The following is a 24,192-nucleotide window of genomic DNA, read 5'->3' as shown; positions in this document are numbered from 1 at the left end:
AATGGACAATGCCAATCCATAATTGGAATCTGACATTGTCGCAATTGGCCATCCACTTCGAAGGTAGGTTAGATGGTGTGCTAGATATTTAGCAACTTAGGCTGACACAGAATTCTGAACGCTCTCATCTAGGAACATTAAACATCTACCTGATTTCTATTTACAACTATCCCAATGCTGCTTATTTCCTTGCCAATGCAATATCTTCATGTCATCGGAACATTCCAAGGCATCTTATTAGCAGCAATACTTTTGTTTAGTGCTGGCGTTAATAATACTGGGCGCATAATGGGCGTTTGGTGTCTTTTTCTAGCATTTTATTTCTGCTGTCCATTGATTGTAGTGCATGCTGAGGATACTGTTTTTGCTAATCTAATTGGATGGGGCTACTTTGTCCCCGCCAGCTTTGGTGCATTTTTATATTTATATTTTCGGTCAGCGATAATTAAAAAGTCATTCCATTTAAAGGATAGTATTCACGCTACGCCGTTATTACTTTGTCTTCTCTTAAATATAGATTTTTTGTTTTCTACCCCGACTGAAAAAATCAACATCGCTAATAACGCTTTACACAAAGAAAATATCCAACTGCTGACTCAAGTTATTATGTTCGTACAGGCATTTTTTTATTTAGCATTGAGTGTCAAACTGATAACTAAAAGTGGACGCCATGCGCGTGACACGCTTTCCAACTTTAATCCCAAAATATTTACCTGGTTATGGGTAGTATTAAATTTGTACGCAGCAATGTTGCTGACAGAAGCTGTCAGCACAATAATCGGCGCAAATTCTACTTTGGCTATTGCTAGTGATCTCATTGCCTTTACTTTGATATACAGCGTTTCGATGGCTCAGTGGCGTGAGCCAAACTTATTTACCATTGACAACTTGAGTGAAACTCCAGCGGAAGCACTCAACTCGACAACCAAGGCACAATGCTTCGACTTTAATACTAGAGCCAAATTATTAGAAAACATTGTTCAATATATGGAAGAAGAGCAACCTTATCTAGAAAGTGAACTTAGCTTAGATGCGCTAGCAAGATATACCAACCTTAGTAGTCATCACTTATCTGAAATCCTCAATCAGCAAGCAAATAAGAACTTTTATCAATTTGTTAACGAATACAGAATAAAAACAGTCTGTTCTCAAATTTCTTCTAATCCAAAAGAGAGACTTATTGATCTAGCTCTATCTGCTGGGTTTTCCTCAAAAAGTACCTTTAATGCCGTTTTCAAGCAATTCAAAGGAATGACCCCAAGCCAGTACAGGAAACAGCTGAAACTCGATTGCGAATGAGTGCGAATCGACCGAATCGCACGTCCAACTCGTCCAAATCAGACGATTTTTCTCTTAGACTGCTCTTTAATGCAACTTCTAATCGCCGTGGATAACAATATTCATCAGACGATTTAATTAGTGGAAAATAGAATTGAGGACAAAAATTGAAGACTATAATTATAACTTTTTTTATTGCGTTTGTAGTTGGCTGCACTAGCTTGAATGAACCAAAGTCAATTACAAAAAACACAAAAACGCAAGAAAGTAATACTCATACTAACCTGCCTTCATCTGGCAAGATAGTGAGCATTAAAGTATTAAAAAGCAACCTGACTGAGCTAAGTCAACGCCTTGATACGATCCACCCAGACCCGGGCTTTACTATGGATGTATCTGAAGTTAAATCGCAGATAGAGTCCTTGTCAGAAGGTATAACTTCACCCATGACACATTATGAAGCATGGAAATATTTCTCTCAGCTGAATCCTTACTTTAAAGATGGACACATGCTAATTGCTTCGCCACAGCTTGATGATCAATTTAAGAGCCACATTCAGAACGGTGGTCGGCTATTTCCATTTGACGTAATGATAGATGCATCTCAACGTTTGCTTGTGGCGGAAACTCTTGAGGGCTATTCAGATATTAAAATCGGTGATGAGATTACCTCAGTCAACGGAGTTAGGGCATCAAAAATAATTGAAACTATGTTGGCAAGAATGTATGGCGACTCATTAGAGTTTAGGGCTGCTTTTGCTGCCAGTCGATTTAACAAAATGTACTGGTTACTGTTTGGTAGTAGCAAAGATTATCAAATTGAGTTTATGCATAAAAATAAGCGCAAGCAATTCTCTATAATGGGTGTCACTGATGAGCCGGAAAATCACAATGCTGATGTGAGGGAATTTGTCCAAAGTCGAATACTAGACAATGACATAGGGTATTTGCGTGTCGATCGCTTTTTTTATTCTCAAGAACAAGAACTTTTCACATTTCTAGATGAAACGTGGCAGGCGTTTAAAGATGCGAACGTCAAAGATGTGATTATCGACGTTCGCCATAACCCTGGGGGGACCGATCACTATTGGCAGCAAGGTATTGCACCTTACATTGCGAGCAAGCCATTTCCATTTCTGTCAAACTTTAAAATTCGTATGACTGAACGAAATATCAAACTAGGACCTATTAAAGGTAATCAAGGTGAGGTTATTGAAGGCACATTTAATCAATTAGTGCCTGTCGACGCGCATAAGGGTTTAAAGGTACCTGGAGGGGCATATTTACTAATGGGGCCGCTCAGTTATTCATCCACTACTTTGTTTTTAACCTCACTACAGGACTCTCGTCAGGCTGTCATCGCGGGTCATTCAAATGTAAGGTCTTGCACTACTGGGCGTATAGAAACTCATGTATTGCCTGGTTCTAATTTAGAACTAACCATGCCGACACTTATCTTTACTCGCCCATCAGGAAAAGAGCATTGTCAGCAACCTATCGAACCAGATGTTTATGTGTCGAACGAGGTAATAAATTCGAATGAGGCAGTGGAATACTTAGCAAAATATATTACCGCTAATAGGTAGACGAATATAGACGGGTTACCCAACATTTAAATAAGAGCGGTTAACGTGCAGGCTCAATCAAATCTGATGGTTTACCAACCCCGTCTTTAACTCAACACGTTAACCTAATTCGTTTTATTGTCGTTAAGAAGAAGCCTTGTGTTCATCAAATGGGACATGTCCTTAAGTATGTGATAACACGCTCTTGCGAGTTTATGTGCAACTGTTTTAATCGCGATAATTTGGTTGGTTTTACCCAGCTTGCGTTGGTAATTTTTTCTAATTGTCGGGTTATACCTAATAGCAAAGTTAGCAGCTTCAGTAAACGCCCACGCAAGGTAACGATTACCATTCTTTTGATTTGTAGCGCCTTTCTTCTTCCCATTGCTGTATTTTGCACCTTTCACGCAGCGACAATAGGAGGAGAAATTACCTGGACTATCAAAACGTTTAATAGTGCCTGTCTCTAACATAATGGTCAGTACTAACGTATTCCCAATCCCATCGATACTGGTTAGGTTTATAAACTCAGAGGAGAGTGATGTTTTATTAATAGCGCCTTCTATCGCATTGATTTGCTGTTGAGCACAGCGTATTAATGAGAGGTTAGAAATGACTGACAGTGCTGTATTCATTGAGCTGAAATCGATGTGTACTTGCTCAACATTCACGCCTTTTCTGATAGCGCCATTTGTTTTATTTTATTGCTACTGAGCTTATACCCAAGATGACGCATGTAACAACTTTGCACTGATAATAAGTTTTTAGTGGACTGTTGAACAATGTCCATTCGTTTACGCATTAAGTAGCAAACAGCCCTGAGTTCACGAGGATAAATGTAGCCCTCAGGCAAAATGTTTAGACGTAGCATTTTAGCCAACCAGCATGCATTACTATGGTCATCAGCATGTTTTAAACCTGAATATTGCTGAATTGCAGCGGGGTTTGCTAAGTGAAGTTTAAACCCTTCATCCATTAAAGCATCGACTAACCAATACCAATTAAAGGTCGATTCAACAACAAGCCCTTCTAAGTTGTCTTTGTAAGGACTTAAAAAAGATAAAATGACAGACATATCATTATTTAAACGCTTAGCGGTAAGTGTTTCACCGTGTTCATTAATGATAGCGATAACACTTTATTTGAATGCAAGTCAATTCCACCACATAGTTTCATACCAAGCTCCTCGGATTCAGTATATGTTTTGGTCAACAAACTGTATCGTAAAACTCGAGGAGCTTTCTATATGAGTATCAAATCTTGACTTCATACATTAAAAATCGTGAATGACCGCTTATGGCACAGAGCAGACCGCCGGTAATTATTGAGTGATGCAATCCACGGCTATAACTGACCAAGAATAGAAGTTCTTTATGTAATGAAAAATAAAGATGCGCTGTCGCTCCTCTGGCAAGCATCGGCCTAAATAAACTCTACCTCGAAGTAAACCCGATTAGCTTTCGTATAACAGATAGGCAAATTATTACTTCAAATCACTTACTGTAATAGATGTTTTCAAGCGATTTCTCGTTGTTTAAGAAATTTACCTAATAAAAAACATAATTATTTTTAGAGTGTAATTTAGTTAATAAATCTCAATTTAAGTGCCATATTTCATTATAAATCAACAAGTTATCAACGCGCCGTGAATTCTCGATTTAAGTGGCACTGATCATTTTTGATCGGCGCCATATAACTTGAGAATCTCAGCCAAGTAATAAGATTTCAAAACAATAACTTAGCTTGTATTCTTTATGGGTACTGCGCCTCTTAAATTGAGAATTATTTATAGCTAAAAACTGCCCCAACACAAATTCTCATCCAGCCAAAAAGTTCTCATTCTGCCTTGCATATTCTCATTCTGCCACTGAAGAACTCTGACTTGATATTAATGAGCACATAATTAAGTAGATTCTGTATTCGGTAAATTAGTGGCGAACACTATACGCTAATATTTACTTAGTAAAAGTGTAGTAAATCGATTAGAAAATGGATTTTTAGGATAAAGAGAAATGAAGCCATTTAAGTGAAAGCTAAAATGCAGATATGCGAAGCTTCATTTGTAATGTTAAGTTAATTCAAATTTGGTTTGATTTAGGTTTAGTTATGGATTAAATTACTAAACCTTTATTAAAAAAGGGAAAGTTAAACTTATTGATATTCAGTCGGTTAGTTTTAGTGAACTGCCGGTATTGTTATTAATAAAGCATAGACCGAGAGCAAGTCTCGGCCTAAAAATTAAAGTTGAAATTACAAAGTGCTAAATGTCGAGTGATAGCTGTTTGTTTTGTGTTTTCGCCAACTTCAAAGTATCACAATTAAGTATACGTTTTGAATTATTGCCATGAATGTAAACGGGCCTGAGCTTACCGGTATTAATCAACCTCATTAGTTCTACCTTTGGTATACCGGTGACTTCAGCTACGTTTGCAACGGACATCGTTTTATCTCTTATAAGTTGAGTATGTAATTTACAAAAGGTATCGAATGCTTCAGGCAAAACGTGTATGGAATGCATTAAGTCTAATGAAGGTTTGTATGTTATTAATAATTCTTTATTTTTAGCAGCTATCAGTACATCAGTTATACAGATATTATGAAGAGCCATAAAGCGACGTAGCTCAGAAAGGGGGACGTAATCTTTATTGTGGCTGAACTCGGCTAAAAAGGTATAAACACCTGATATTTCAACGCGAGTATCTGTTCTTAAGGCCTTTTTTGAATCAGTTCTTATCAATCCAACTTCGACTAAAAGAGCGATTTGTTTAAACGTTACCCCAATTATAGAGGAGGCTGTTTGAGCTTCAAACCAAAGCTGAGTTATGGGAGCTTTTGAACGAATATACTCGCTATTATACATTTCATATAGTGTGGATAATGACCCCCATTCACATAGCAAATTCTGAACAATAATTTCAATTTTGTGAAACTCAATGTTCAACGGTAGATCTGTTGGTACACGTTTAGCCCTTTCACTTAAGAATACTCTAGCACTATCTGGGTTATTAAGAATATCAGCCGCTCTATTTAATAATGTGGAGGTAATCTCCTTTGGTGGGAAACTCGTTCGTGTATTACTATCGTCAACTATCACTTTAGCTATGAGGTATGCATCGTGGACTTGTTCAGGTGATTTTAATTGATTATTCAATGGTATATGCGTTAAGCGTAAGCCGCATAAAGGTGATGTGCAGCGGCCATTTAGAAGATTAATGGTAAATTGCAGCGGTGAATTGCAATGAGGGCATTCGGATAACAGGGCACACTCATGAATAATACAGTGTCGTAAAAATGGATTTTGCCACTGGGCCCTAAAATACCCATATTGGTTAACACAATCTGGACAAACTTGTGGCGTTAGCAATCTCGCATGTGTCCAGCACTTTATCTTTAATGATGATAAAGTGCGAGTTATAGGAATAAGGTGATCAAGGAGTCCGTTCTTTGTTGATCTACCTTTGATGATACTGGTTAGCATAGCCTTATTGAGTACGCGAGATTCTGATTGTATGCCATTTCTTTTAAGTAAACGAAGTACATAACCAATACCTGACTCCGCTTCATAGTAAGAGGGTTTTATTGGGAAACGCATTAGCATAACCCCGAATAGAACTGACTTCTAAGGTTTTTATCTTGCTCATTTAGATATGCATCTAATTGTTTTTTTGTTAAAAGTTCATAATCAAATGGATTGACAGCCCCAATTGCATATTTCTCAAAGTTTTCAAATAAGGCTTCTATAAGCTGATCATAGTTTTTTGCATTTCGTGTGTTATTACGTAAAAATAAATCGCGCATTGTACTCATGGTGTGCTCACTGTACGCAAGGTAAATACGATCAAGTAGCTCACTGTGCTCATCCTTTGTTAAATTTGGCAACCCAACTTGTTGAATGAACCAATTACAACAGGCAATCCAGTTTTTCGTTTTAGGAAGGATTGGCTTAATTTCAATGGGGCGCATTTGTCGACGAGACATCTGCTCGTCATCGTCAAATTTACCGGCGGTTCTACCAAATGTAATAAGGCGCTTAGCACTGCTTGTACCGGCGAAAATAATCGAACAACGGATCTTGTTGCTATCGATCAGATAGCAAAAATATTTAATAATTCGTTGAAACTCTATCCCATCATAACTTGAGGCAATATTCTGAATTTCATCAAGAATGATTAGCTCCACTTCTAGGTCTTTGAGAAGTGAGATAAGTTGGGCATCCAATTCAGCTGCAGTAGTGCGAGAGTTTTGTGTTGTTCCCTCTAGCTCTGAAATTAAAAATCGAGTTATCTCTGCAGTACTTTTTTTAAACTCCTTAAAAGCGACATAAAAGATTGGTTTTGTCGTTTTTTCTGGCTTAGTAACAGGTAAAAACTGAGCGTGATACTGCTTTAATATATACGTCTTGCCAGCACCCGAGGCACCATAAATAAGTTGAGCTCGTTTATCCTCTGAAGGTACGTGATACATATTGTGGATTTCCGCTATCCTCTGCCATATCTTCATTTGAATGTCACATGCGAAAATTGTACTGGGCATAGTTACCATTGTTTTTCATTTCCTTCATCATCATTATAACGGGTAGAGGCCATTTCTCTGGTTTTGCTCACTATCGTATCTGCGTAGGTATCTTGTTCACCTGAGTGCGATATCTGTGATTTAAGTTCATTCACTTTATGAGATTTTTTTATTCGCTCTACAATGGATAAGTTCTCTTTCGTATTTTTATTGAAAGACGCTACCTTCGGGCCTCTGTGCTGTTTGCGTTTGGGCTTTTGCTTTACGAATTCAGTTATTTCACCGACATAGTGACCAGTAGGAGTATGGGAGAAAGTTTCTGTATATATTCCGAGTTGGGTCAGAGTTTGATTGCCATTTAATTCAGCAAAGCTGACTGGTAGTTTAGTATCATGATGGTCAATATTATCAGCCACTATTTCCACAGGATTGTTCTCGCCAGGCAGTGTTGCTTGAACTGTTACTTTTCTGGCATCTAGGTCGTCATGAAACACATAAACAGAGGGGTTTTCACCCAGCTCCATGTCTGTTTTAGTAGCCGCGTATAGTTGTTTTAGCTCATCACTGTAATAATCTTGACCTAAACATCTGATAGTTCCACGTTGCTGTAATTTATGTGAGGCCTGGGCTCTGGACACGTGGAAGCAATGTTGTAGCTGATCATATGTGAATGAAGGCATAGGCGTATCAATAATGGACTGATTCCATTTTTTGATAGGCGTATGGCCAGCCTGTTTATGGTGTTTGTGCATGTATTCTGTCAAAAATATATTCAGTAGCTTTGTAAAATCAGATACCTTTATATCCGCACGTTTAGCTAATGGAATTGTGTCGAGTGAGTTCGGGTTAGTACGTTTTCCTGAATAACTTTGAAATCCAATACTCGTCTCACCACTTTGCGTTTCAATCTTCATACCTGAAAAAAAGTGATCTCTTAATACGTTAAAAAATGACTCAATGAATGGCTTCTTAGCAGGTTGATTTGATGGTGTATAATGAATATTTAACTCAAGTCGCTCCGCAGCCTTTTTTATCAAACGATTATTAAACCCTGGGCCATTATCCATAATCAATGTAGTCGGTTTACGTCCATTCATTGTAAGATTACTATCCGCCATAAATATTTGACGTAAAAGGTTAAGCCCACCGGCAGAGTTTTCAGGTTCAAAGCTAAGCACCACAGAGATAGGTGCGCGTGTGTAAACGTCTATTGCTACATACAAAGAAATAGGCGGTGTCGGTAGACCTGTTTTATCATCAATTAAACACATATTTAGCACAACACGGTCGCATTCAACGCGTTGCATTGCGTAATAGGTTTTTATTCGTTTACGTAGCGTTGTTAGTCGCTTATTGATTTCCGCTTGTGAAAGACCTTTAAAATTAGCAAGTTTTTCGGCATCAGTAAGCTCTTGTAACCGGCGGTAAAAGGTGCGTTGTGATGCGATTTGAATCTCATTATTTTTCAAGCTAGCTTCTTGCGCTTCTCGTTTATAGTTACTGTAATATGCGCCTTTGAAAGCAGAGTTATTACACGAATAGACGGTAGCGATGTAGTGCTGTATGAAAGCCTCAGTGGCCGCATTTAGCCGTATAGGCCTATTACGCTTCACTCCCGCAAGCGCCTCATCATTAAAATCTGATTGAACCCATGCGCGCCAATGGCGACATACCGTTTTCCATTGCGGGTGTTTTGTGGCAATAGTTGCAGGATGTTGGCTCTCGACTCGTTTGATGAGCTCATCATATGTCTTCTTGGTTGTAGCAGGGTATCCTTCACTAACCAGTTCTTTCAAGATAGATTGATAAATCAATCGTGAGGTAACCGTTAACTTTTGATATTCTGTTAGTTCAATATGTGGATGCTGTGCCCTTCTTAATATAAAGCCTTGATCATCAATTGATTTCTCAAAGTCGTCTCGAGTTAATAGGCGCTTCTTAGTCTCTATACCATCACCGGAAAGGAGTATTGATGTACTGTCAACAAACGCAATAGATTCAACGTTACCGTACTTATTAGTCAAGTCAGTACCCGTAGCATATCCGATCATTTGAGGTGACCTCGCATCAATGTAGTAGAGGCGTTTAACGGCTTCTCCATATCGAATTTATATACATTTGATGCAATTAGTCCATAAGCCTCTGCCACTGGGTTTTTAGCTATACCCTCCAAGCATTCGATGAGTTCACCAAAGGTTAAATCTCCATCAGGCAGCATTGTTAATGGGAATGAATGCTCCGAGTAATACATTGTTATCAGATTAAGGTTCGCCATAAAGATAGTATTGAGCTTATCGACGATGATTAACCGTAAACCTATTTGTGCTTTTTTTCGGGTGTACTCATTAAAAAGATGAATTTTCGAGTGATACTCTTTATCAACCTGAGACTCATGATGAACTTCAATATATTCAGCGAAGCCAGAATGATATAGGACTAAGAAGTCGGGTGTATAGCGGTAAACTTTTTTGTCTATAGTCACTTCTATTTGCTCAGGCTGGGTGGCAAACAGCTTCACATTAGGGTCACATTCCAGTTTAAAAGCCAGGATCAGCTCCTGAAATGACTCGGGATTAAGTGCGCACTGATTTTTATGGGAGTAAAATCGTATAACAAATCGACCTCTGTGAACGTTAGCGTTCGTCTTTGTAACGGTCATAATTTCACCTCCCAAAAAATAAATGTCTTTACACTATAGATAATGGATGATAAATTAAAAGGTTTATCTTTAGAATAGTTGTTCTTGGTAAGCATTTTTACATTATTCCTTTCGTCATAATTAGGCTTATCAATCCTTGGAGCCACTGAAAATTTTGTTTTATTTTCAAGGGTTAATCTCACTTTAAAATTCAAAAGTTAAGTTCAATGTTTTTTCTACGAGCAAATTATTTATTCTCAAAAAAAATTTATCTTTAAAGTACTGTGAAGGTTTCTCGAGTTGTTTTTACCTTATCCAAACCGATTTTATGTTTGTGTTTAACATGACGTTGTTATGTTCAAGTAAAACACCCAAAGTGAAATTAGTATTCAGTGCTGCTCCTAAAAGCTTAAATTTAAAATTTCACACCTAGCCCCCAGCAAGGTTGATGCTTTTCAAAAGGCAGTCACTATGATTGCAGATATTACAGAAATAGAGAAGGTTAAACTGGTCAGACCTCTCGCTATCTTCTTTAAGTGTCTTTGATTTGGGTTTTAAAATTCATAAAATGCCAACGATATTAATTCTAGGTTAATTTAAGCATTTTTATTTTTTGTGTTTTTTAAGAAAAAAGAGGGGGTGTTCTTGTTTATTAAGTTAAGGTTAATGGAGGCTTAAATTTTTTTGTAAACAAGATGGAGTGACATATGAAACACAAGCCAGAAGGGTGGGTTGTTTTAACGTTTCAAACTATTGATAGCAAACCCTGCTATGTGTTGTTTTGTTCGTGGAAAAATGATGATGAATGGAGAGTAAGCTCAGGTTCAATGGTTCTACCTCACTTATCACCCTGTGGGAATTATTGGATTTGGCCTCAAATATCAGGCTCTGTATACGAGCTTCCCGTTGATGAAGAAAATGGCTATACCTTCTACACTGGCGCTGTATTAGATGAATTGTTAGTAAAAGGGTATCGCGATGGTACTAAGCTAAAGCGCATTGCACTTAAAGATATTATGGAAGATAAATAAGGCGATTATCGCCTTCTAATCTGTCTATTTTACTTTTAAAGGTCATGAGCTCTACATTACGGTAGATACCTAGGGGCTTTGGTAGGCAAAGATGAGAATCTGTATTATGTAAATATTGCTAGTTCTACATTAAAAGCTAATAAATGAATACATTAAAAGCTAATAAATGAATACAGTAAAAGCTAATAAATGAATACAGTAAAAGCTAATAAATGAATACAGTAAAAGCTAATAAATGAATAGAGTACAGGTATAACTAACGCGCACTCCCTTAGTAATCCAGCCTAATAAAATTTGGCTAATATTCAATAAGATTCTGTTTGCGTTGCCGAAGGAGTTGATATTCTGGCTTCATTAATCTTTAATAAGCACAAATATTACTTCACAAAGGATTACTTATGGGAAAGGAACTCGATATTTATAAATTACACAAACCAGATAGAACATACGATATAATTGACCTAGATATCGTATCGATGGCAGACCAAATTGCCGAAGAAAATAACCTCAGTTATAAAGAAGCAGTAATATTAGCCAAGATTGGCTTTCCAAGCGGCAAAACTAGAATAACGGATATAGTCAAAAACGGATTTAGCTGCAAGGTTGAAAAAGAAGCTTTAAAGCAAGCCTACGACGTAAACTTATTTACGAATTACCTTGTTTTGAACCAAAAAGCGTATATTGCCCTAGGGAACTATCTGCAAGTATACGGGGAGTTTATACCGCTTAGGTGTGATAAAGAGCTAATTTTATTTAATCCACTCGTTTTCGAAGAAGAAGACGAATCTCTTACTGAAAAGGCTTACCTGAATGGTATTGAGGATGGCCTCAAATCCTTATCATTTAAATCAGACAAAAATCTTGTTTTTAAATCATGCATGCAAGGTGGGACAGCACTTTATTGTAATGCTGCGTTTAAATCTCTGGTTAATGAAAATAGCTTAAGCGGACTTTCTTTTAACAGTGATTTAGTTAGCATTTTTGCTTAACAAGATAAGCGCGTAATGTATTCATTTAATAAGATCTAACCAAAACTGTCAGATTTGAACAAATAAAGTCAATCAAATCGAACAGACGCATTTATTCCATGAGCGGACAGTGATAACAACACCCAGCTAAGCCGCAGAAAAGGTGTTGATTGTTTTATAGCTGCCAGAAAATTAAGTATATAGGAGCCTCTTCACATAATTGTACACCCCAGCCTTTATTTCTATGTAGTTAGTGAATAAGCTAATCCGTAGTTAAGGCTAAAGAAAATGTAATTTTTTTGTCACTAACTTTCGCGCTTAATTGCGCATCAATTGCTTTACTAAGCGTCTTAGCGATTGATAGCCCTAATCCAAAGTTATCAATCGATGTTCTTGAAGTGTCTTTTTGCCATAATGGGTCAAATAATTGGTCTATATCGCTATCATTCAAAGGTTCATTAAGGGAATTAGTAACTGATAATATTAAGTTTTTATCCCTTACAACTCTCGTGGAGACTAAAATTTTTGAATCGAGTGGACTGTATTGTTTCGCGTTGTTAACTAAATTGCTAAAAATTGATTCAAGGGCAAACAAGTTGCTCATAATTGCTGGTGCATTTTCATCCAACTGCAAATTTACACGTGATAAATCATGGGTTTCCAGTATTCTGCTAATAACTTGATTTAAATCACAGGCATCTCGCTTGTTCAGCTTACCTCCCCCGTATTTATGTAATAGCAATAAATTTGAGACTATATTTTTAAGTCTCAGGCTTATCTTCAAAGCTTCAGGCTTAAAGTCATCATTGAGCTCTTTTTCATTTGGAAACCGTATGGAGACTTCTGCCATATTAATTAGTTCGGCAATGGGCGTTTTTATTTCATGGGCAATATCTGATGTGAGGCGCTTCTCTCTTAGGTAAAGTTGCCTGTTCTCTTTAATAAAGGCATTTAAACTTTCAACAATTGGCAAGAGCTCTTTAACTGGCTCTTTTATAAATATCTCTGAGCCTTCACTGATAATGCTTAACTGACTGATATCCTTATTTAATTGTACCAATGGCGCAAGTGATGTATCTATGGCCTTTCTGACAAACAATCGAATAAATACAATAACTGTAATCGTCGTGACTATAAAAATAACGTCAATCAACCAAAGTACAAAATCAACTTCCTCAGAGGATGCTGTATAAGCTAAAATCATTGACTCACCGTCTGTCTTTTTAGAGGTGTCAACTGATGCATTATCTTTTACTTGTGGTATAAAACGACTGTAAAAAATTCGGCCATCTCGACCATCAGGTAGTTGAATAGGTCGTATTTTTGATTCGCCAATTTCCAAGTTTTCAAATGGTAGGTTTTTAACCTCAAATAAATCTAAACTTTTTGAGCGGATGGAGGTACCTTCTTTGTTCCATATTTGAAAGTATTCGGGCTCAACTTCTCCTGCGAACTCAGGCATAAACTCACTGGAAAAATTATAGGAATAACCATTATCGGTCTTATTTACTAAGGTCTTTAACATACCTGCTTTAGATTGCAGGCTGCGATCAAACTCATTGTCTATCCAGCTATCAACAGCAATATCAGTGGCCAACAATATGCATAAAACTAACCCTGTTATAGTTACTGAGAGAGTAATTACTAGTTTACTGCGAATAGATTTCATCATTGCCCTTGCACAATATAACCAAAGCCACGTTTGGTTTGAATTGGTAGCTCTCCCCCTGCAACTCTTACTTTTTTACGAGCAGATGATAAATGGGCTTCAATCGAGTTTTTCGATATTAAATCATACTGTCCTGCAAGATAGGTACTTAGCTTTTCCGCACTAAACACTTTATTTTGATTGCTAAATAAACATTCGACAATTTTGTACTCGTTGGGTGTTAAATCAATAACGTTGTCAGAAACTTTTAGCAGTTTTAACTGTAAATTCAGGGCTAAATTATCAATAACTATAATATCACTGACCATTTTTAGTCCACCACGACGCATTAAATTTAAGAGTCGAGCGTGAAGTTCATCAAATGAAAAAGGTTTAGTGAGGTAATCATCCGCTCCGGTTAGAAGCCCTAAAACGCGGTCTTCAGGTTCTTGCTTTGCGGATAAAATTAAAACTTTAGTATCAAGCTGTTTTGTTCTTATGGTTTGCAGTACAGTGATGCCATCGATACTAGGTAGCATAATATCAAGTATTACAAGCTCATATTCACCTGTCATTGCCATACTCAACCCTTGTGAGCCATCACCGGTTTCATCCACCGCAAAGCCCAAATTTGTTAAGCCAACCCGTAAACTACGTCGCAGTGACCCTGAATCTTCAATTATTAATAACTTCATGTTCTATTTGTTCACCTGAAAATACATCTTAATCACTAGGTTACGCTATATAACTTAAGTTTTACTTAAGGCTTCCTTAAGTTTTTATAGTATAGCCATTATTAAGTTTATCATCAGGATTTCTTAAGTTTCGATTTTTAGTATTGCTGCAATTTTTAAAGACGAGTACAACTATGTCAGCAAATACTTCCGTTTTAAAACCCTTGTTACGTTTTACACTTATATTGTTATCAATCTTTATAACTTCCCGAATTGGGCTATTGATATGGCAACATTCAAGATTAAATGATGGTGATATTTGGCCAGTCATTTCAGGTGCTATCAAAATAGACTTAAGTAGCGTTGGATACTTAGCAACTATTGGAGTGCTGATATTGATGCTGCATGTAATTGCACGCTCTAAAACAAAGCTATTCCAGCGCATGTTTTCGCTTTACGGTAGCATTATTGCGACTGTTGTTGTTATTTTAGAAACATCAACAGCTGCATTCATCACTCAATATGATGTAAGGCCTAACCGGTTATATATTGAATATCTTGATTACCCACAAGAAGTATTCTCGATGCTAATTCATGGTCACCTTTTAGCAATGCTAAGTACATTACTTGTGGCGACAATAACAAGTATTTACAGCTATCGCCTTTTATATAGAGCATTCACAAAACCACAAGTACAGCCACTGAAAAAAGTAGCTAATTTATCTATTCTTATGGGTGTTTTAATACTTTGTTTCCTTGCTGCCAGAGGTACATTGAGCCACCGGCCACTTAACCCTGCATTAGTCTATTTTTCTCAAGATTCACTAGTAAATTCACTTGTTCTTAACTCCACTTACAGTGTTGCGTTTGCGCTGAAAAACATGGGTAACGAAAAAAGTGCTAGCAATTTGTATGGCACAATGCCTCATCAGCAAGTTATAGATATAGTCAAAAAGGCTTCTTATCGTAAGCAGTTTGTCACCGGAAATATTCCGACCTTGGCACACAACAAACCTTTTGTTTCTGGAGTTAAAAAAAACTTAGTAATTATACTTGAGGAAAGTTTAGGTGCCCGATTTGTTGGACAACTTGGTGGGTTAGGTATAACTCCTGAACTTGATGAGCTATATCAACAAGGGTGGGGGTTTGACAACCTTTATGCTACGGGAACGCGCTCCGTGAGAGGTATTGAAGCAATTACCACTGGCTTTATGCCATCTCCATCTCGCTCGGTAGTTAAACTATCTAAATCCCAGCATAACTTTTTTTCATTAGCTGATGTATTGAGTCAACAAGGTTATATTACCCAATTTATCTACGGCGGTGAAAGTCATTTTGACAATATGAAAAGCTTTTTCCTAGGAAACGGATTTAACGATATTGTTGACATCAACCACATTGAAAACCCTCAGTTTATCTCATCTTGGGGCGCGAGTGATGAGGACTTATTCCAACAAGCAGATAAGGAACTGACTAAACTAAGTAATGCGGCAGTGCCATTTTTTAGTCTTGTATTTACTTCGAGCAATCACGATCCATTTGACATCCCACAAGGTAAGGTATCGCTACCTGAAGGGTATAGCCCTGAAAACTATAAACGTGATCTTGCAATTAAGTATGCAGATTACGCACTAGGGAAGTTTATAAATAAAGCAAAAACACAATCGTACTGGAAAAACACCGTATTTTTGGTTGTGGCAGACCATGATGTGCGTGTTTTTGGCTCTGAGCCCGTCCCTTTAAAGTCTTTTCACATACCTGCGGTTATTTTAAACAGCGATATGAAGGCTAAACGCGACTCAAGACTTGTTAGTCAAATTGACCTACCAGTTACTTTGTTGTCACTTTTAGGAATTGAACAAGCAACTCCAATGGTGGGCTTTGATCTCACCAAAAATTATCCAGTTGAACGCGTGATGATGCAGTACTACGACAATTTTGCATACCTAGAAAATGATCGCGCTGTCATCCTAATGCCAAATCAACAAACTAGCTATTGGCGCTATAACAAAAAAACCAAAATACAAAAAAGAAATAAACCGGAAAACGCAGATAAAACGTTAGCTGAAAAAGCACTCGCTCATGTGTTATTTAGCAACTTAGCTTACACAGAGCAGCTTTATCGTTTAGCTGATAAAAATAGCGATAAGGAATAATTATGAAAAATGCTTTTAAAATTTTTAACATTTCGTCTTGGCATGTAAGTTATAGTCATTTCGTTTGCTTAGTTTCGATGTATATTGTTATCGTATTTAATGGCTTGTTTTTATACAACACCTTTATTGCTGCAACACAGCCAGGCCATATAAATTGGCTTTTTATCACGTCTATTCCTTTAATGCTTTTCTCATTGACTATTTTAGTTTTGAGTTGGTTGTCCTTAGTTACTTTTGTTAAACCCGTACTTTTATTTAGCGTTTTACTTTGCTCATTATTGTTTTATTCAACACTTAATTATGGCGTTATTTTTGACAAAAGCATGTTACAAAATATTGTTGAGACAAACTCAGGTGAAGCATTTTCATATTTAAATTTTCAGCTTGTAATATTTGTAGTTTTATTAGGAATTGTACCTACTTACTTATTTTCCAAGTTCATAATTATTGGTAGTTTTAGAGTACGTTTAAAGAGCTTTGTGAAGCTAAATCTATTTGCTTTGCTTTGTTGTGCTTTAATAGCAGCAACCTTTTATAAAGAGTACGCTTCTGTAGGGCGTAATAACCGACAGCTTACAAGCTATATCACCCCGTTTGCTTTTTATACAGCGGGTTATAAATATTTGAGAGATAATTACTTTTACCCCCCCCTACCTTTTAAGGTACTTGATAATTTACCAGCTTTAGAAAATAAAACGACCACCTCGCTAACAGTAATGGTTGTAGGAGAAACTGCTCGGGCTGCTAACTTTTCACTGCAAGGCTATAGTAGAGCAACGAATGCTTATACCTCTAAGCTAGGCGTGAAATATTTTAGTGATGTTTCATCATGTGGAACGGCAACGGCTATCTCCGTGCCCTGTATGTTTTCACGGCTTAATCGCAAAGAATATGATTCGCGCCTTGCTAATAGTCAAGAAAATGTCCTAGACATTATCCAGCGTAGTGGTGTTGAAGTGACATGGATTGATAATAATAGCAGCTGTAAAGGAGTGTGTGCTCGCGTCAAATCAGAAAACATTGAGCCGAACAAAAAGCACTCGCTCTGTGACGGTGATTACTGTTTTGATGAAATATTAGTCTCGAAATTCAAAGACAGAATAGCTAAAAGTAACGTTAAGCATAAATTGATTATTCTACATATGATAGGTTCACATGGGCCAACTTATTATCGTCGTTACCCTGAACACGCAAGTTTGTTTAAACCTGACTGCGATCGAAGCGATATTCAGAACTGTACTACAACAGAGCTAACAAACACATATGATAACACTATTACATACACAGACAGGGTATTGAGCGAATTAATAAAAGTATTACAAGAAAGTAACGAAACGGAAAAATCACTCTTGTATGTGTCAGATCACGGTGAGTCACTTGGTGAAAAAGGCTTATACCTTCATGGGTTTCCTTATGCACTAGCACCAACCGAGCAAACTCATATCCCAATGATTTTTTGGAGTAATAAGCTTACTGACTCTGAATTCAATCGCTGTGTTGAGTTGCAACACTCAAAAACATTTTCACACGACAATATTTTTGACACTTTGCTTGGATTAACTCATGTAAATAGCAACCAATACCAACCTATATACGATATTTTTAACGCCTGTAAGGCCGAAGCCTACAATGAGGGAATTCCCAATGCAGTTTGATAATGTAAATAAGCCGTCAGGTATTAATCGAGTATTTTTAGCTTTTAAAAATTCACAGCGTGCATTTAAATGGCTTGCCAAAAATGAAGCTGCTTTTAAACAAGAGCTTTTATTACTTGCTTTATCGCTAACTATTATTTCTATTTGGCAGATAGGTATTTACGAAAAGGTCATGCTCCTAATCTCTGTTTTATTTGTGATATTCGCAGAGATTGTTAATACAGCAATAGAAGCAACAATAGACAGAGTTGGCTTAGAAATTCATCCATTGTCTGGTCTCGCTAAAGATTTAGGCTCCGCAGCAGTACTAATTGCTCTATTGATATGTTCAGTCGTCTGGGTTGCTGTATTTATAAACTATATTGGTTATTTTTAAAATTTATCCAATCTCAATGACCGCTGATCGCTCAAATAAGGCCCCGAAAAATGGCTCATATAGCTATCTAGGTTAACGCTTTCAAAAAACAGAAGTATATTTCCGATAACTACCTTTGAATTCCTGTAAACGGAAGTTTGCTTCCGAAATATAGCAATATTGGGTTAGAAACCGGAAGTTTACTTCCGTTTTGTACTTTAAGATTATAAGTTGGTATCTAATGAAAGCTCGGCAGTCCAACTCTTTTCTGCCCCAAGACGAGTTAACGTAAATGCTCTAAGGGCAGCTTTTAGTGAAAACCAGTCATTGTAGTTCGAGCAATTTTACTTCGTATTGATATACTAATGTCATGATTAAAGTTGATTTTATGGTTGGACGATGAAAACAATAGGCAAGTTGGCTAAAGAACTTGATATAGGCGTAGAAACTATACGGTTTTATGAGCGGGAAGGCTTGATAAAACAGCCTCAAAAACCTCAAAATGGTTATCGTGTCTATGACGACTCAATCACCAAACAATTACAATTCATCTGTAAGGCCAAAGCACTTGGCTTTACTCTAAAAGAAGTGGCTTCATTGATGTCAATGGATGGCGATTGTGCCAAAGTAGAATCCCTAGGCTTGCTGAAATTGAACGTAATTCAAAATAAGATAGCTGACCTTCAACGCTTAGAAGTCGTCATAAAAGAAATGACTAATTCATGCCGCAACAATAACGATCAATCCCACTGCCCAATAATCGATTCGCTAAAATAGTATTGACTCCGTACCTACCTACGGAGTTCATACTCAAATCATTCAAATAATGTTAGACGTTAAAAATGATTAATAAGATTTTAGATAAAGTTAGCTCAGCTGGTGTTTGGCTTGCGGCTCTTAGTTGTACGGGGTGCTTCCCCGCACTCGGCTCGTTAGCATCAGCATTAGGATTAGGCTTTCTCTCTCACTTTGAGGGAATTGCTGTAAATACCTTGTTACCTATATTTGCAACTCTGGCATTGTTGGTAAATTTGTATAACTGGTATAAAAACCAAAATCATGCGAGAGGTATTCTTGGGGTTATTAGCCCTATAGCGGTTTTGTTAACCCTCTATCCACTATGGCAATACGAATGGAGCACTTATTTGTTTTATGTAGGTATTTGTTTGATGATTGTAATGTCCGTATTAGACATTGTTAAACCTTTGAAGGAGCAAACATGCAAAGTATAGAGTTAAATTCTACCATTACTTGCCCTGAGTGTGGCTTCAGTAAAACTGAAGAAATGCCAACCAACGCTTGCCAGTGGTATTATGAATGTGAATCTTGCAAAGTTCTCCTAAAGCCTTTGAAAGGCGATTGTTGCGTATATTGCTCTTATGGAACAGTGAAATGCCCGCCAATTCAAGAAGGTCAAAGTTGTTGCGATAGCTAAATGACAGTCTATTAATGGCAATGAGAAGGCATAAAAAGAAATAGTGAAATGTCAGCAATCGTATCATTGCAGCCTTTATCACTAAGTCACTCAAGGGCTGCTTTTGGCACAGAGCCGTCCTTCAGCTCTAACTCATTTTTGTCCAAAAACGAGTTTACCCGACCCTCCGCCTTTCGCTCAAATAAGACCCCGAAAAATGGCTCATATAGCTATCTAGGCCAACGCTTTCAAAAACAGAAGTATATTTCCGATAACTACCTTTGAATTCCTATAAACGGAAGTTTGCTTCCGAAATATAGCAATATTGGGTTAGAAACCGGAAGTTTACTTCCGTTTTGTACTTTAAGTTTATAAACCGGTGTTTAATGAAAGCTGGGAAGTCTAGAGGTACAAGCAAACATTGGGTTATTAAATTTAATAATTAGCTTTTAGCTAAATTTAGAAAAACTTTAAAGCTGGTAGTTTGATTATTTGAACTGACCTCTATATTTCCACCGTTTGCTTGCGCTAGAGCTTTAACTATTGCAAGCCCTAAACCAGCTCCATCGCTGTGTCGTTGGCGCGATTTATCGGGTCGATAAAAGCGGTCAAATAAATAAGGTAAATGCTCAGAAGGTATTCTCTCCCCAGTATTAATCACTGAAATACATATTTTTTCAGCGGTAAATATTTCACTATTTACTGTGATTGATGAGCCTTTTGGGGCATACCTTATTGCATTGGATAGGAGGTTTGATAATAATTGGCGAAAGTGTAATTTGTCACAATAAAAACAAAGGTTTTGACCTTTTTTCTTAAATGTAATCAATGAGTCTTCAGCCAAAGCATCAAAGTACTCAAATAATGCTTCAATTTCATCATGGCTTTTTAGAGTATTTTGAACGGGTTTAACCAGTCCATTCTGAGTTTTTGCAAGCCAAAGCATATCACTAACCATCTTAGTTAGTCGTTCCAGCTCTTCTAGATTAGAAAACAATAATTCTTGATACTCTAACAACTGTCTTTTTTTAGATAAACCAACCTGTGTTTGAGTGATTATATTTGTTAGTGGAGTACGTAACTCATGCGCAATATCACTAGAGAAATTTGATAAACGAATAAATTCACCTTGGAGCCTGTCGAGCATCGAGTTAAACGACTGCACCATATTAACAAGCTCAATAGGCACTTTATTTTCATCAAGCCTTACATCCATCTTATTAGTTTGGATGTCATGCATTTTCTGACTCAAACCTCGTAAAGGGTTCAATCCTTGATGTATAGCAAACCAAGCCACCAATAAAATGAGTACCGCAGAGCCAAACATAATAGCCCAAAGACTTTGTTGAAATTGATTGAGAAAGTGTAAATGAAAGCTCATGTCTATCGCTGTAGTAATTTTGTATTGCTGTTGCCCAGTACTTAAATTACTCACCAGAGCTCGGTAGGTGTGGGTATCATTTTGCCATGAGGTAATGTTGTTACGGTTAAAGCCAGCTGAAGCATTAGCACTCATTACAAAATCACTAAAATCTCGTTCAGAACTTTGAAAAATGAGCTCTCCTTTTGCGGTATTTACCTGATAGTAAACACCGTGATGACCCGCTACAGCGTTAGATAATTCATTTTTAAGTTTCAGGTTTGATTTATACTGTTGTCTTAAAACTAATTCAATAGATTGATTAATAACATGCAGTTCACTACTATCTTGCTGGAAAAAATGATGTTTTATCGAACTATTTATTAAGGTGGCAACTAAAGTTAAGCACGCAATAACGGTTACAGCGACAAACAACACAACACGCATCGTAAGTGATAAAGGCCGTGACTTAATAGCCATCAGTTTCAACCTCTAATTTATAGCCCATACCACGAACCGTATGAATTAATTTAACAGTAAAGTCATCATCAACTTTTGCTCTTAGCCTACGAATGGCAACATCAATCACATTGGTGTCGCTATCAAAATTCATATCCCATACTTGAGAAGCAATTAACGAACGTGGCAGTACTTCACCTTCGCGCCGTAACAATAGTTCAAGTAAGCTAAACTCTTTATTACTCAATAAAATACGCTTGCCTGCACGTTGTATTTTTCGCTTTGGAATATCCATTTCTAAATCAGCAACTATCAGTATATCGTCAACTGTTTGTACTACACCACGGCGAATAAGAGTGCGTACTCTTGCTAAAACTTCAGCAAAAGCAAAAGGCTTTATTAAATAGTCATCAGCACCAAGTTCGAGCCCCTTTACTCTATCGTCTATACTATCGCGAGCAGATAAAAATAGTACTGGGGTTTTGTTATCTGCTTCACGTAGCGACTGTAAAATTTTCCAACCGGATACGTCAGGTAACATGACATCAAGTATTATTACATCAAATAAGTCGGTCATTGCTAGGTGATGACCGTCAAGTCCATTGCGCGCCAAAGAAACCTGAAAACCAGCTTCACTTAGTCCCTGTTTTAAATAATCTCCTGTCTTTGATTCATCTTCAACAACTAATAAGCGCATACAATTCCTTCATTAAAGTCCTAACAACTACCTCTGCAAATATTATGCAGTATCTGTCACTACAGCAACATGACACCAACATTACAACTTTGTAATGTTCGCGTCATGTTTAAGACAGGTCTATTTTCTATACTCAATACATATTCTGGTATGAAGGAGTAAGGAAATGGGGTTTAAAAAGTCATCACAACAGGTTAGCACACCACGAAGACGATTTGTTCAAGGCTTAATTGCAGGAGGTGTACTTGCTGCTTTTCCGAGTGTATTACATGCTGCATCATCTTTAGTAGCAGGAACAATAACAGGCACTGTGCCCGAACTTAGCGGCAAAGTAATTGATCTGGTTATAGATGAATCGCCGGTTAACTTTACTGGCGTAGTACGTATGGCGACAACTATCAATGGCTCTATACCCGCCCCTACCTTGCGCCTCAAAGAAGGCGATGACGTTACTATTAGAGTAACAAATAAGTTATCAGTACCGAGTTCAATTCATTGGCATGGCATTATTTTACCGTATCAAATGGATGGCGTACCTGGTATCAGTTTTAAAGGCATTATGCCTGGCGAAACCTTTGTTTATAAATTTAAATTACAACAAAGCGGTACATATTGGTATCACTCACATAGTGGCTTTCAAGAAATGACTGGCATGTACGGTGTATTAATTATTGAACCGCGAGAAAAAGATATTATTAGTGCAGATAACGAGCATGTTATTCAATTATCTGATTGGACTGATGATGACCCAATGGCGCTGTTCCGCAAATTAAAAATACAGAGTGATGTATTTAACTTCAATCAGCCCACTGTTCCAGAATTTTTTGATGACGTTTCAAATAGCGGTGTTTCGAATGCTTTGCAACGCCGCAAAATGTGGAATCAAATGAGAATGAATCCTACAGATTTAGCTGACTTATCTGCATCAGCAATGACCTTTTTAATGAACGGTAGTACGCCAATGTCAAATTGGCGAGGAATGTTTAAAGTTGGAGAAAAAGTAAGACTTAGGTTTATTAATGGCTCAAGCAATACTTTTTTTGACGTTCGTATTCCCGAACTAAAACTAACAGTTGTACAAGCTGATGGGCAAAACGTTGAACCAGTGACAGTTGATGAATTTAGATTCGGCCCTGGTGAGACCTACGACGTAATTGTTGAGCCTAAAAATGATGCCTATACGATTTTTGCTCAAAGTATGGATCGCTCTGGTTACGCAAAAGGAACTTTATCAAGCTCGCCTAATATTGATGCGCCAGTACCTGCACTTGACCCTGTTGAATGGTTAACGATGACCGATATGATGGGCAATATGACCCACGGCGGTGAGCATTCTGCAATGGCAGGTATGGCTGGCATGTCAGGTATGAACTCTAAAGAAATGGATCATAGCGCTATGGAGCACGGTGCAATGGCGATGGATCATAGCAAACATGGTATGTCTGAAAACCCATTGGCAGTTGCCAGCCCTAAAGTGCGTCATGCCAAAACGGAGTATGGAGCTTCAGTTGATATGCGCGTTGATATGCCTAGAACAAATCTTGATGATCCTGGTATTGGTTTACGTAAAAATGGTCGCCGTGTTTTAACACTTGCAGATTTACACTCACTTGAAGGGATCACTAACCAGCAAGAGCCAGAAGCTGAAATTGAGTTGCATTTAACCGGAAATATGGAACGTTATAGCTGGTCATTTGATGGCTTAGAATTTGGTAAAAGCACGCCAGTGCATATGAAGCATAACCAACGTTTAAGAGTTATTTTACAAAACGATACCATGAT

Annotated in this window: 21 protein-coding genes; 11 read left to right on the top strand and 10 right to left on the bottom strand. The window is 37.4% G+C overall.

The features are described 5' to 3' along the window. Nucleotides 1-195: 195 nt before the first annotated feature. Nucleotides 196-1,299, top strand: a complete 1,104-nt coding sequence (locus tag PSH48_RS20445) for a helix-turn-helix domain-containing protein (RefSeq protein ID WP_240452973.1) — start codon at nt 196-198, stop codon at nt 1,297-1,299. Nucleotides 1,300-1,445: 146 nt separating this feature from the next. Continuing rightward, nucleotides 1,446-2,864 (top strand): S41 family peptidase, encoded by a 1,419-nt coding sequence (locus PSH48_RS20440; protein WP_273612267.1) that lies wholly within the window; start codon nt 1,446-1,448, stop codon nt 2,862-2,864. Between the two features lie 104 nt (nt 2,865-2,968). Here the strand turns inward: PSH48_RS20440 and PSH48_RS20435 are convergent, their stop codons facing one another. From PSH48_RS20435 to PSH48_RS20410, 6 genes are all read right to left on the bottom strand, one after another. Continuing rightward, entirely contained in the window at nt 2,969-3,514 is a 546-nt protein-coding gene (locus tag PSH48_RS20435) for a transposase (RefSeq protein WP_273612266.1), read from the bottom strand. Then, complete coding sequence (locus PSH48_RS20430) at nt 3,511-3,918, bottom strand: IS110 family transposase (RefSeq protein ID WP_240452975.1); 408 nt, start codon at nt 3,916-3,918, stop codon at nt 3,511-3,513. The genes PSH48_RS20435 and PSH48_RS20430 overlap by 4 nt, the downstream gene beginning before the upstream one ends. 1,185 nt (nt 3,919-5,103) lie before the next feature. After that, a complete protein-coding gene (locus tag PSH48_RS20425; RefSeq protein ID WP_273610349.1) occupies nt 5,104-6,435 on the bottom strand; it encodes a hypothetical protein in 1,332 nt (443 codons plus the stop codon). After that, complete coding sequence (locus PSH48_RS20420; RefSeq protein ID WP_223866401.1) at nt 6,435-7,343, bottom strand: TniB family NTP-binding protein; 909 nt, start codon at nt 7,341-7,343, stop codon at nt 6,435-6,437. The genes PSH48_RS20425 and PSH48_RS20420 overlap by 1 nt, the downstream gene beginning before the upstream one ends. A 35-nt stretch (nt 7,344-7,378) precedes the next feature. Beyond that, nucleotides 7,379-9,406 carry a DDE-type integrase/transposase/recombinase gene (locus tag PSH48_RS20415; protein ID WP_036972195.1) on the bottom strand — a complete coding sequence of 676 codons (2,028 nt, stop codon included), beginning with the start codon at nt 9,404-9,406 and terminating at the stop codon, nt 7,379-7,381. After that, nucleotides 9,403-10,014, bottom strand: a complete 612-nt coding sequence (locus tag PSH48_RS20410) for a TnsA endonuclease N-terminal domain-containing protein (protein ID WP_024032698.1) — start codon at nt 10,012-10,014, stop codon at nt 9,403-9,405. The genes PSH48_RS20415 and PSH48_RS20410 overlap by 4 nt, the downstream gene beginning before the upstream one ends. Nucleotides 10,015-10,700: 686 nt before the next feature. On the opposite strand from PSH48_RS20410, the gene PSH48_RS20405 reads away from it, so the two are divergent. Continuing rightward, nucleotides 10,701-11,024 (top strand): hypothetical protein, encoded by a 324-nt coding sequence (locus tag PSH48_RS20405; protein WP_024032696.1) that lies wholly within the window; start codon nt 10,701-10,703, stop codon nt 11,022-11,024. A gap of 398 nt (nt 11,025-11,422) precedes the next feature. Next, the gene (locus tag PSH48_RS20400) at nt 11,423-12,013 is read left to right on the top strand and encodes a hypothetical protein (protein ID WP_055018897.1); all 591 of its coding nucleotides are present in this window, start codon (nt 11,423-11,425) and stop codon (nt 12,011-12,013) included. A gap of 241 nt (nt 12,014-12,254) precedes the next feature. Here PSH48_RS20400 and PSH48_RS20395 read toward each other — a convergent pair whose 3' ends face one another. Both PSH48_RS20395 and PSH48_RS20390 read right to left on the bottom strand, forming a co-directional pair. Continuing rightward, on the bottom strand, nt 12,255-13,664 hold the full coding sequence (locus tag PSH48_RS20395) for a sensor histidine kinase (RefSeq protein WP_223866400.1): 1,410 nt from the start codon (nt 13,662-13,664) through the stop codon (nt 12,255-12,257). After that, nucleotides 13,661-14,335, bottom strand: coding sequence for a response regulator transcription factor (locus tag PSH48_RS20390; protein WP_024032693.1), 675 nt, complete (start codon nt 14,333-14,335; stop codon nt 13,661-13,663). Before PSH48_RS20390 ends, PSH48_RS20395 begins: the two co-directional genes overlap by 4 nt. Before the next feature lie 173 nt (nt 14,336-14,508). Between PSH48_RS20390 and PSH48_RS20385 the strand changes: the two genes are divergently transcribed. From PSH48_RS20385 to PSH48_RS20360, 6 genes are all read left to right on the top strand, one after another. Continuing rightward, a complete protein-coding gene (locus PSH48_RS20385; protein WP_055018895.1) occupies nt 14,509-16,470 on the top strand; it encodes an LTA synthase family protein in 1,962 nt (653 codons plus the stop codon). Between the two features lie 2 nt (nt 16,471-16,472). Beyond that, nucleotides 16,473-18,125, top strand: a complete 1,653-nt coding sequence (locus tag PSH48_RS20380) for a phosphoethanolamine transferase (protein WP_273612265.1) — start codon at nt 16,473-16,475, stop codon at nt 18,123-18,125. Continuing rightward, nucleotides 18,115-18,501 carry a diacylglycerol kinase gene (locus tag PSH48_RS20375; RefSeq protein WP_024032690.1) on the top strand — a complete coding sequence of 129 codons (387 nt, stop codon included), beginning with the start codon at nt 18,115-18,117 and terminating at the stop codon, nt 18,499-18,501. The genes PSH48_RS20380 and PSH48_RS20375 overlap by 11 nt, the downstream gene beginning before the upstream one ends. 378 nt (nt 18,502-18,879) lie before the next feature. Beyond that, nucleotides 18,880-19,257 carry a MerR family transcriptional regulator gene (locus PSH48_RS20370; RefSeq protein ID WP_010557530.1) on the top strand — a complete coding sequence of 126 codons (378 nt, stop codon included), beginning with the start codon at nt 18,880-18,882 and terminating at the stop codon, nt 19,255-19,257. Nucleotides 19,258-19,322: 65 nt separating this feature from the next. Then, a complete protein-coding gene (merC, locus tag PSH48_RS20365) occupies nt 19,323-19,712 on the top strand; it encodes an organomercurial transporter MerC (protein WP_273612264.1) in 390 nt (129 codons plus the stop codon). Continuing rightward, on the top strand, nt 19,700-19,915 hold the full coding sequence (locus PSH48_RS20360) for a GDCCVxC domain-containing (seleno)protein (protein ID WP_076916053.1): 216 nt from the start codon (nt 19,700-19,702) through the stop codon (nt 19,913-19,915). Before merC ends, PSH48_RS20360 begins: the two co-directional genes overlap by 13 nt. A gap of 421 nt (nt 19,916-20,336) precedes the next feature. Here PSH48_RS20360 and PSH48_RS20355 read toward each other — a convergent pair whose 3' ends face one another. Together PSH48_RS20355 and PSH48_RS20350 are read right to left on the bottom strand one after the other, a co-directional pair. Next, complete coding sequence (locus PSH48_RS20355) at nt 20,337-21,734, bottom strand: heavy metal sensor histidine kinase (RefSeq protein WP_055018910.1); 1,398 nt, start codon at nt 21,732-21,734, stop codon at nt 20,337-20,339. Beyond that, nucleotides 21,724-22,410, bottom strand: coding sequence for a heavy metal response regulator transcription factor (locus PSH48_RS20350; protein WP_004588805.1), 687 nt, complete (start codon nt 22,408-22,410; stop codon nt 21,724-21,726). The genes PSH48_RS20355 and PSH48_RS20350 overlap by 11 nt, the downstream gene beginning before the upstream one ends. 166 nt (nt 22,411-22,576) lie before the next feature. Between PSH48_RS20350 and PSH48_RS20345 the strand changes: the two genes are divergently transcribed. Further along, on the top strand, nt 22,577-24,192 hold a 1,616-nt coding region (locus PSH48_RS20345), incomplete at its 3' end, for a copper resistance system multicopper oxidase (protein ID WP_273612263.1).

This window comes from Pseudoalteromonas sp. Angola-4, from assembly GCF_028599265.1.
Classification (GTDB): domain Bacteria; phylum Pseudomonadota; class Gammaproteobacteria; order Enterobacterales; family Alteromonadaceae; genus Pseudoalteromonas; species Pseudoalteromonas atlantica.
The sequence above is the reverse complement of the archived record's forward strand: the minus strand, read 5'-3'. Positions and strand labels throughout refer to the sequence as shown.

Excerpts from the sequence above, each read along its gene's own strand:
- PSH48_RS20445 (WP_240452973.1), top strand. The coding sequence starts at position 196 with ATGCAATATCTTCATGTCATCGGAACATTCCAAGGCATCTTATTAGCA.
- PSH48_RS20430 (WP_240452975.1), bottom strand. The coding sequence starts at position 3,918 with ATGTCTGTCATTTTATCTTTTTTAAGTCCTTACAAAGACAACTTAGAA.
- PSH48_RS20425 (WP_273610349.1), bottom strand. The coding sequence starts at position 6,435 with ATGCGTTTCCCAATAAAACCCTCTTACTATGAAGCGGAGTCAGGTATT.
- PSH48_RS20420 (WP_223866401.1), bottom strand. The coding sequence starts at position 7,343 with ATGAAGATATGGCAGAGGATAGCGGAAATCCACAATATGTATCACGTA.
- PSH48_RS20415 (WP_036972195.1), bottom strand. The coding sequence starts at position 9,406 with ATGATCGGATATGCTACGGGTACTGACTTGACTAATAAGTACGGTAAC.
- PSH48_RS20410 (WP_024032698.1), bottom strand. The coding sequence starts at position 10,014 with ATGACCGTTACAAAGACGAACGCTAACGTTCACAGAGGTCGATTTGTT.
- PSH48_RS20405 (WP_024032696.1), top strand. The coding sequence starts at position 10,701 with ATGAAACACAAGCCAGAAGGGTGGGTTGTTTTAACGTTTCAAACTATT.
- PSH48_RS20400 (WP_055018897.1), top strand. The coding sequence starts at position 11,423 with ATGGGAAAGGAACTCGATATTTATAAATTACACAAACCAGATAGAACA.
- PSH48_RS20395 (WP_223866400.1), bottom strand. The coding sequence starts at position 13,664 with ATGATGAAATCTATTCGCAGTAAACTAGTAATTACTCTCTCAGTAACT.
- PSH48_RS20390 (WP_024032693.1), bottom strand. The coding sequence starts at position 14,335 with ATGAAGTTATTAATAATTGAAGATTCAGGGTCACTGCGACGTAGTTTA.
- PSH48_RS20385 (WP_055018895.1), top strand. The coding sequence starts at position 14,509 with ATGTCAGCAAATACTTCCGTTTTAAAACCCTTGTTACGTTTTACACTT.
- PSH48_RS20380 (WP_273612265.1), top strand. The coding sequence starts at position 16,473 with ATGAAAAATGCTTTTAAAATTTTTAACATTTCGTCTTGGCATGTAAGT.
- PSH48_RS20375 (WP_024032690.1), top strand. The coding sequence starts at position 18,115 with ATGCAGTTTGATAATGTAAATAAGCCGTCAGGTATTAATCGAGTATTT.
- PSH48_RS20370 (WP_010557530.1), top strand. The coding sequence starts at position 18,880 with ATGAAAACAATAGGCAAGTTGGCTAAAGAACTTGATATAGGCGTAGAA.
- merC (WP_273612264.1), top strand. The coding sequence starts at position 19,323 with ATGATTAATAAGATTTTAGATAAAGTTAGCTCAGCTGGTGTTTGGCTT.
- PSH48_RS20360 (WP_076916053.1), top strand. The coding sequence starts at position 19,700 with ATGCAAAGTATAGAGTTAAATTCTACCATTACTTGCCCTGAGTGTGGC.
- PSH48_RS20355 (WP_055018910.1), bottom strand. The coding sequence starts at position 21,734 with ATGGCTATTAAGTCACGGCCTTTATCACTTACGATGCGTGTTGTGTTG.
- PSH48_RS20350 (WP_004588805.1), bottom strand. The coding sequence starts at position 22,410 with ATGCGCTTATTAGTTGTTGAAGATGAATCAAAGACAGGAGATTATTTA.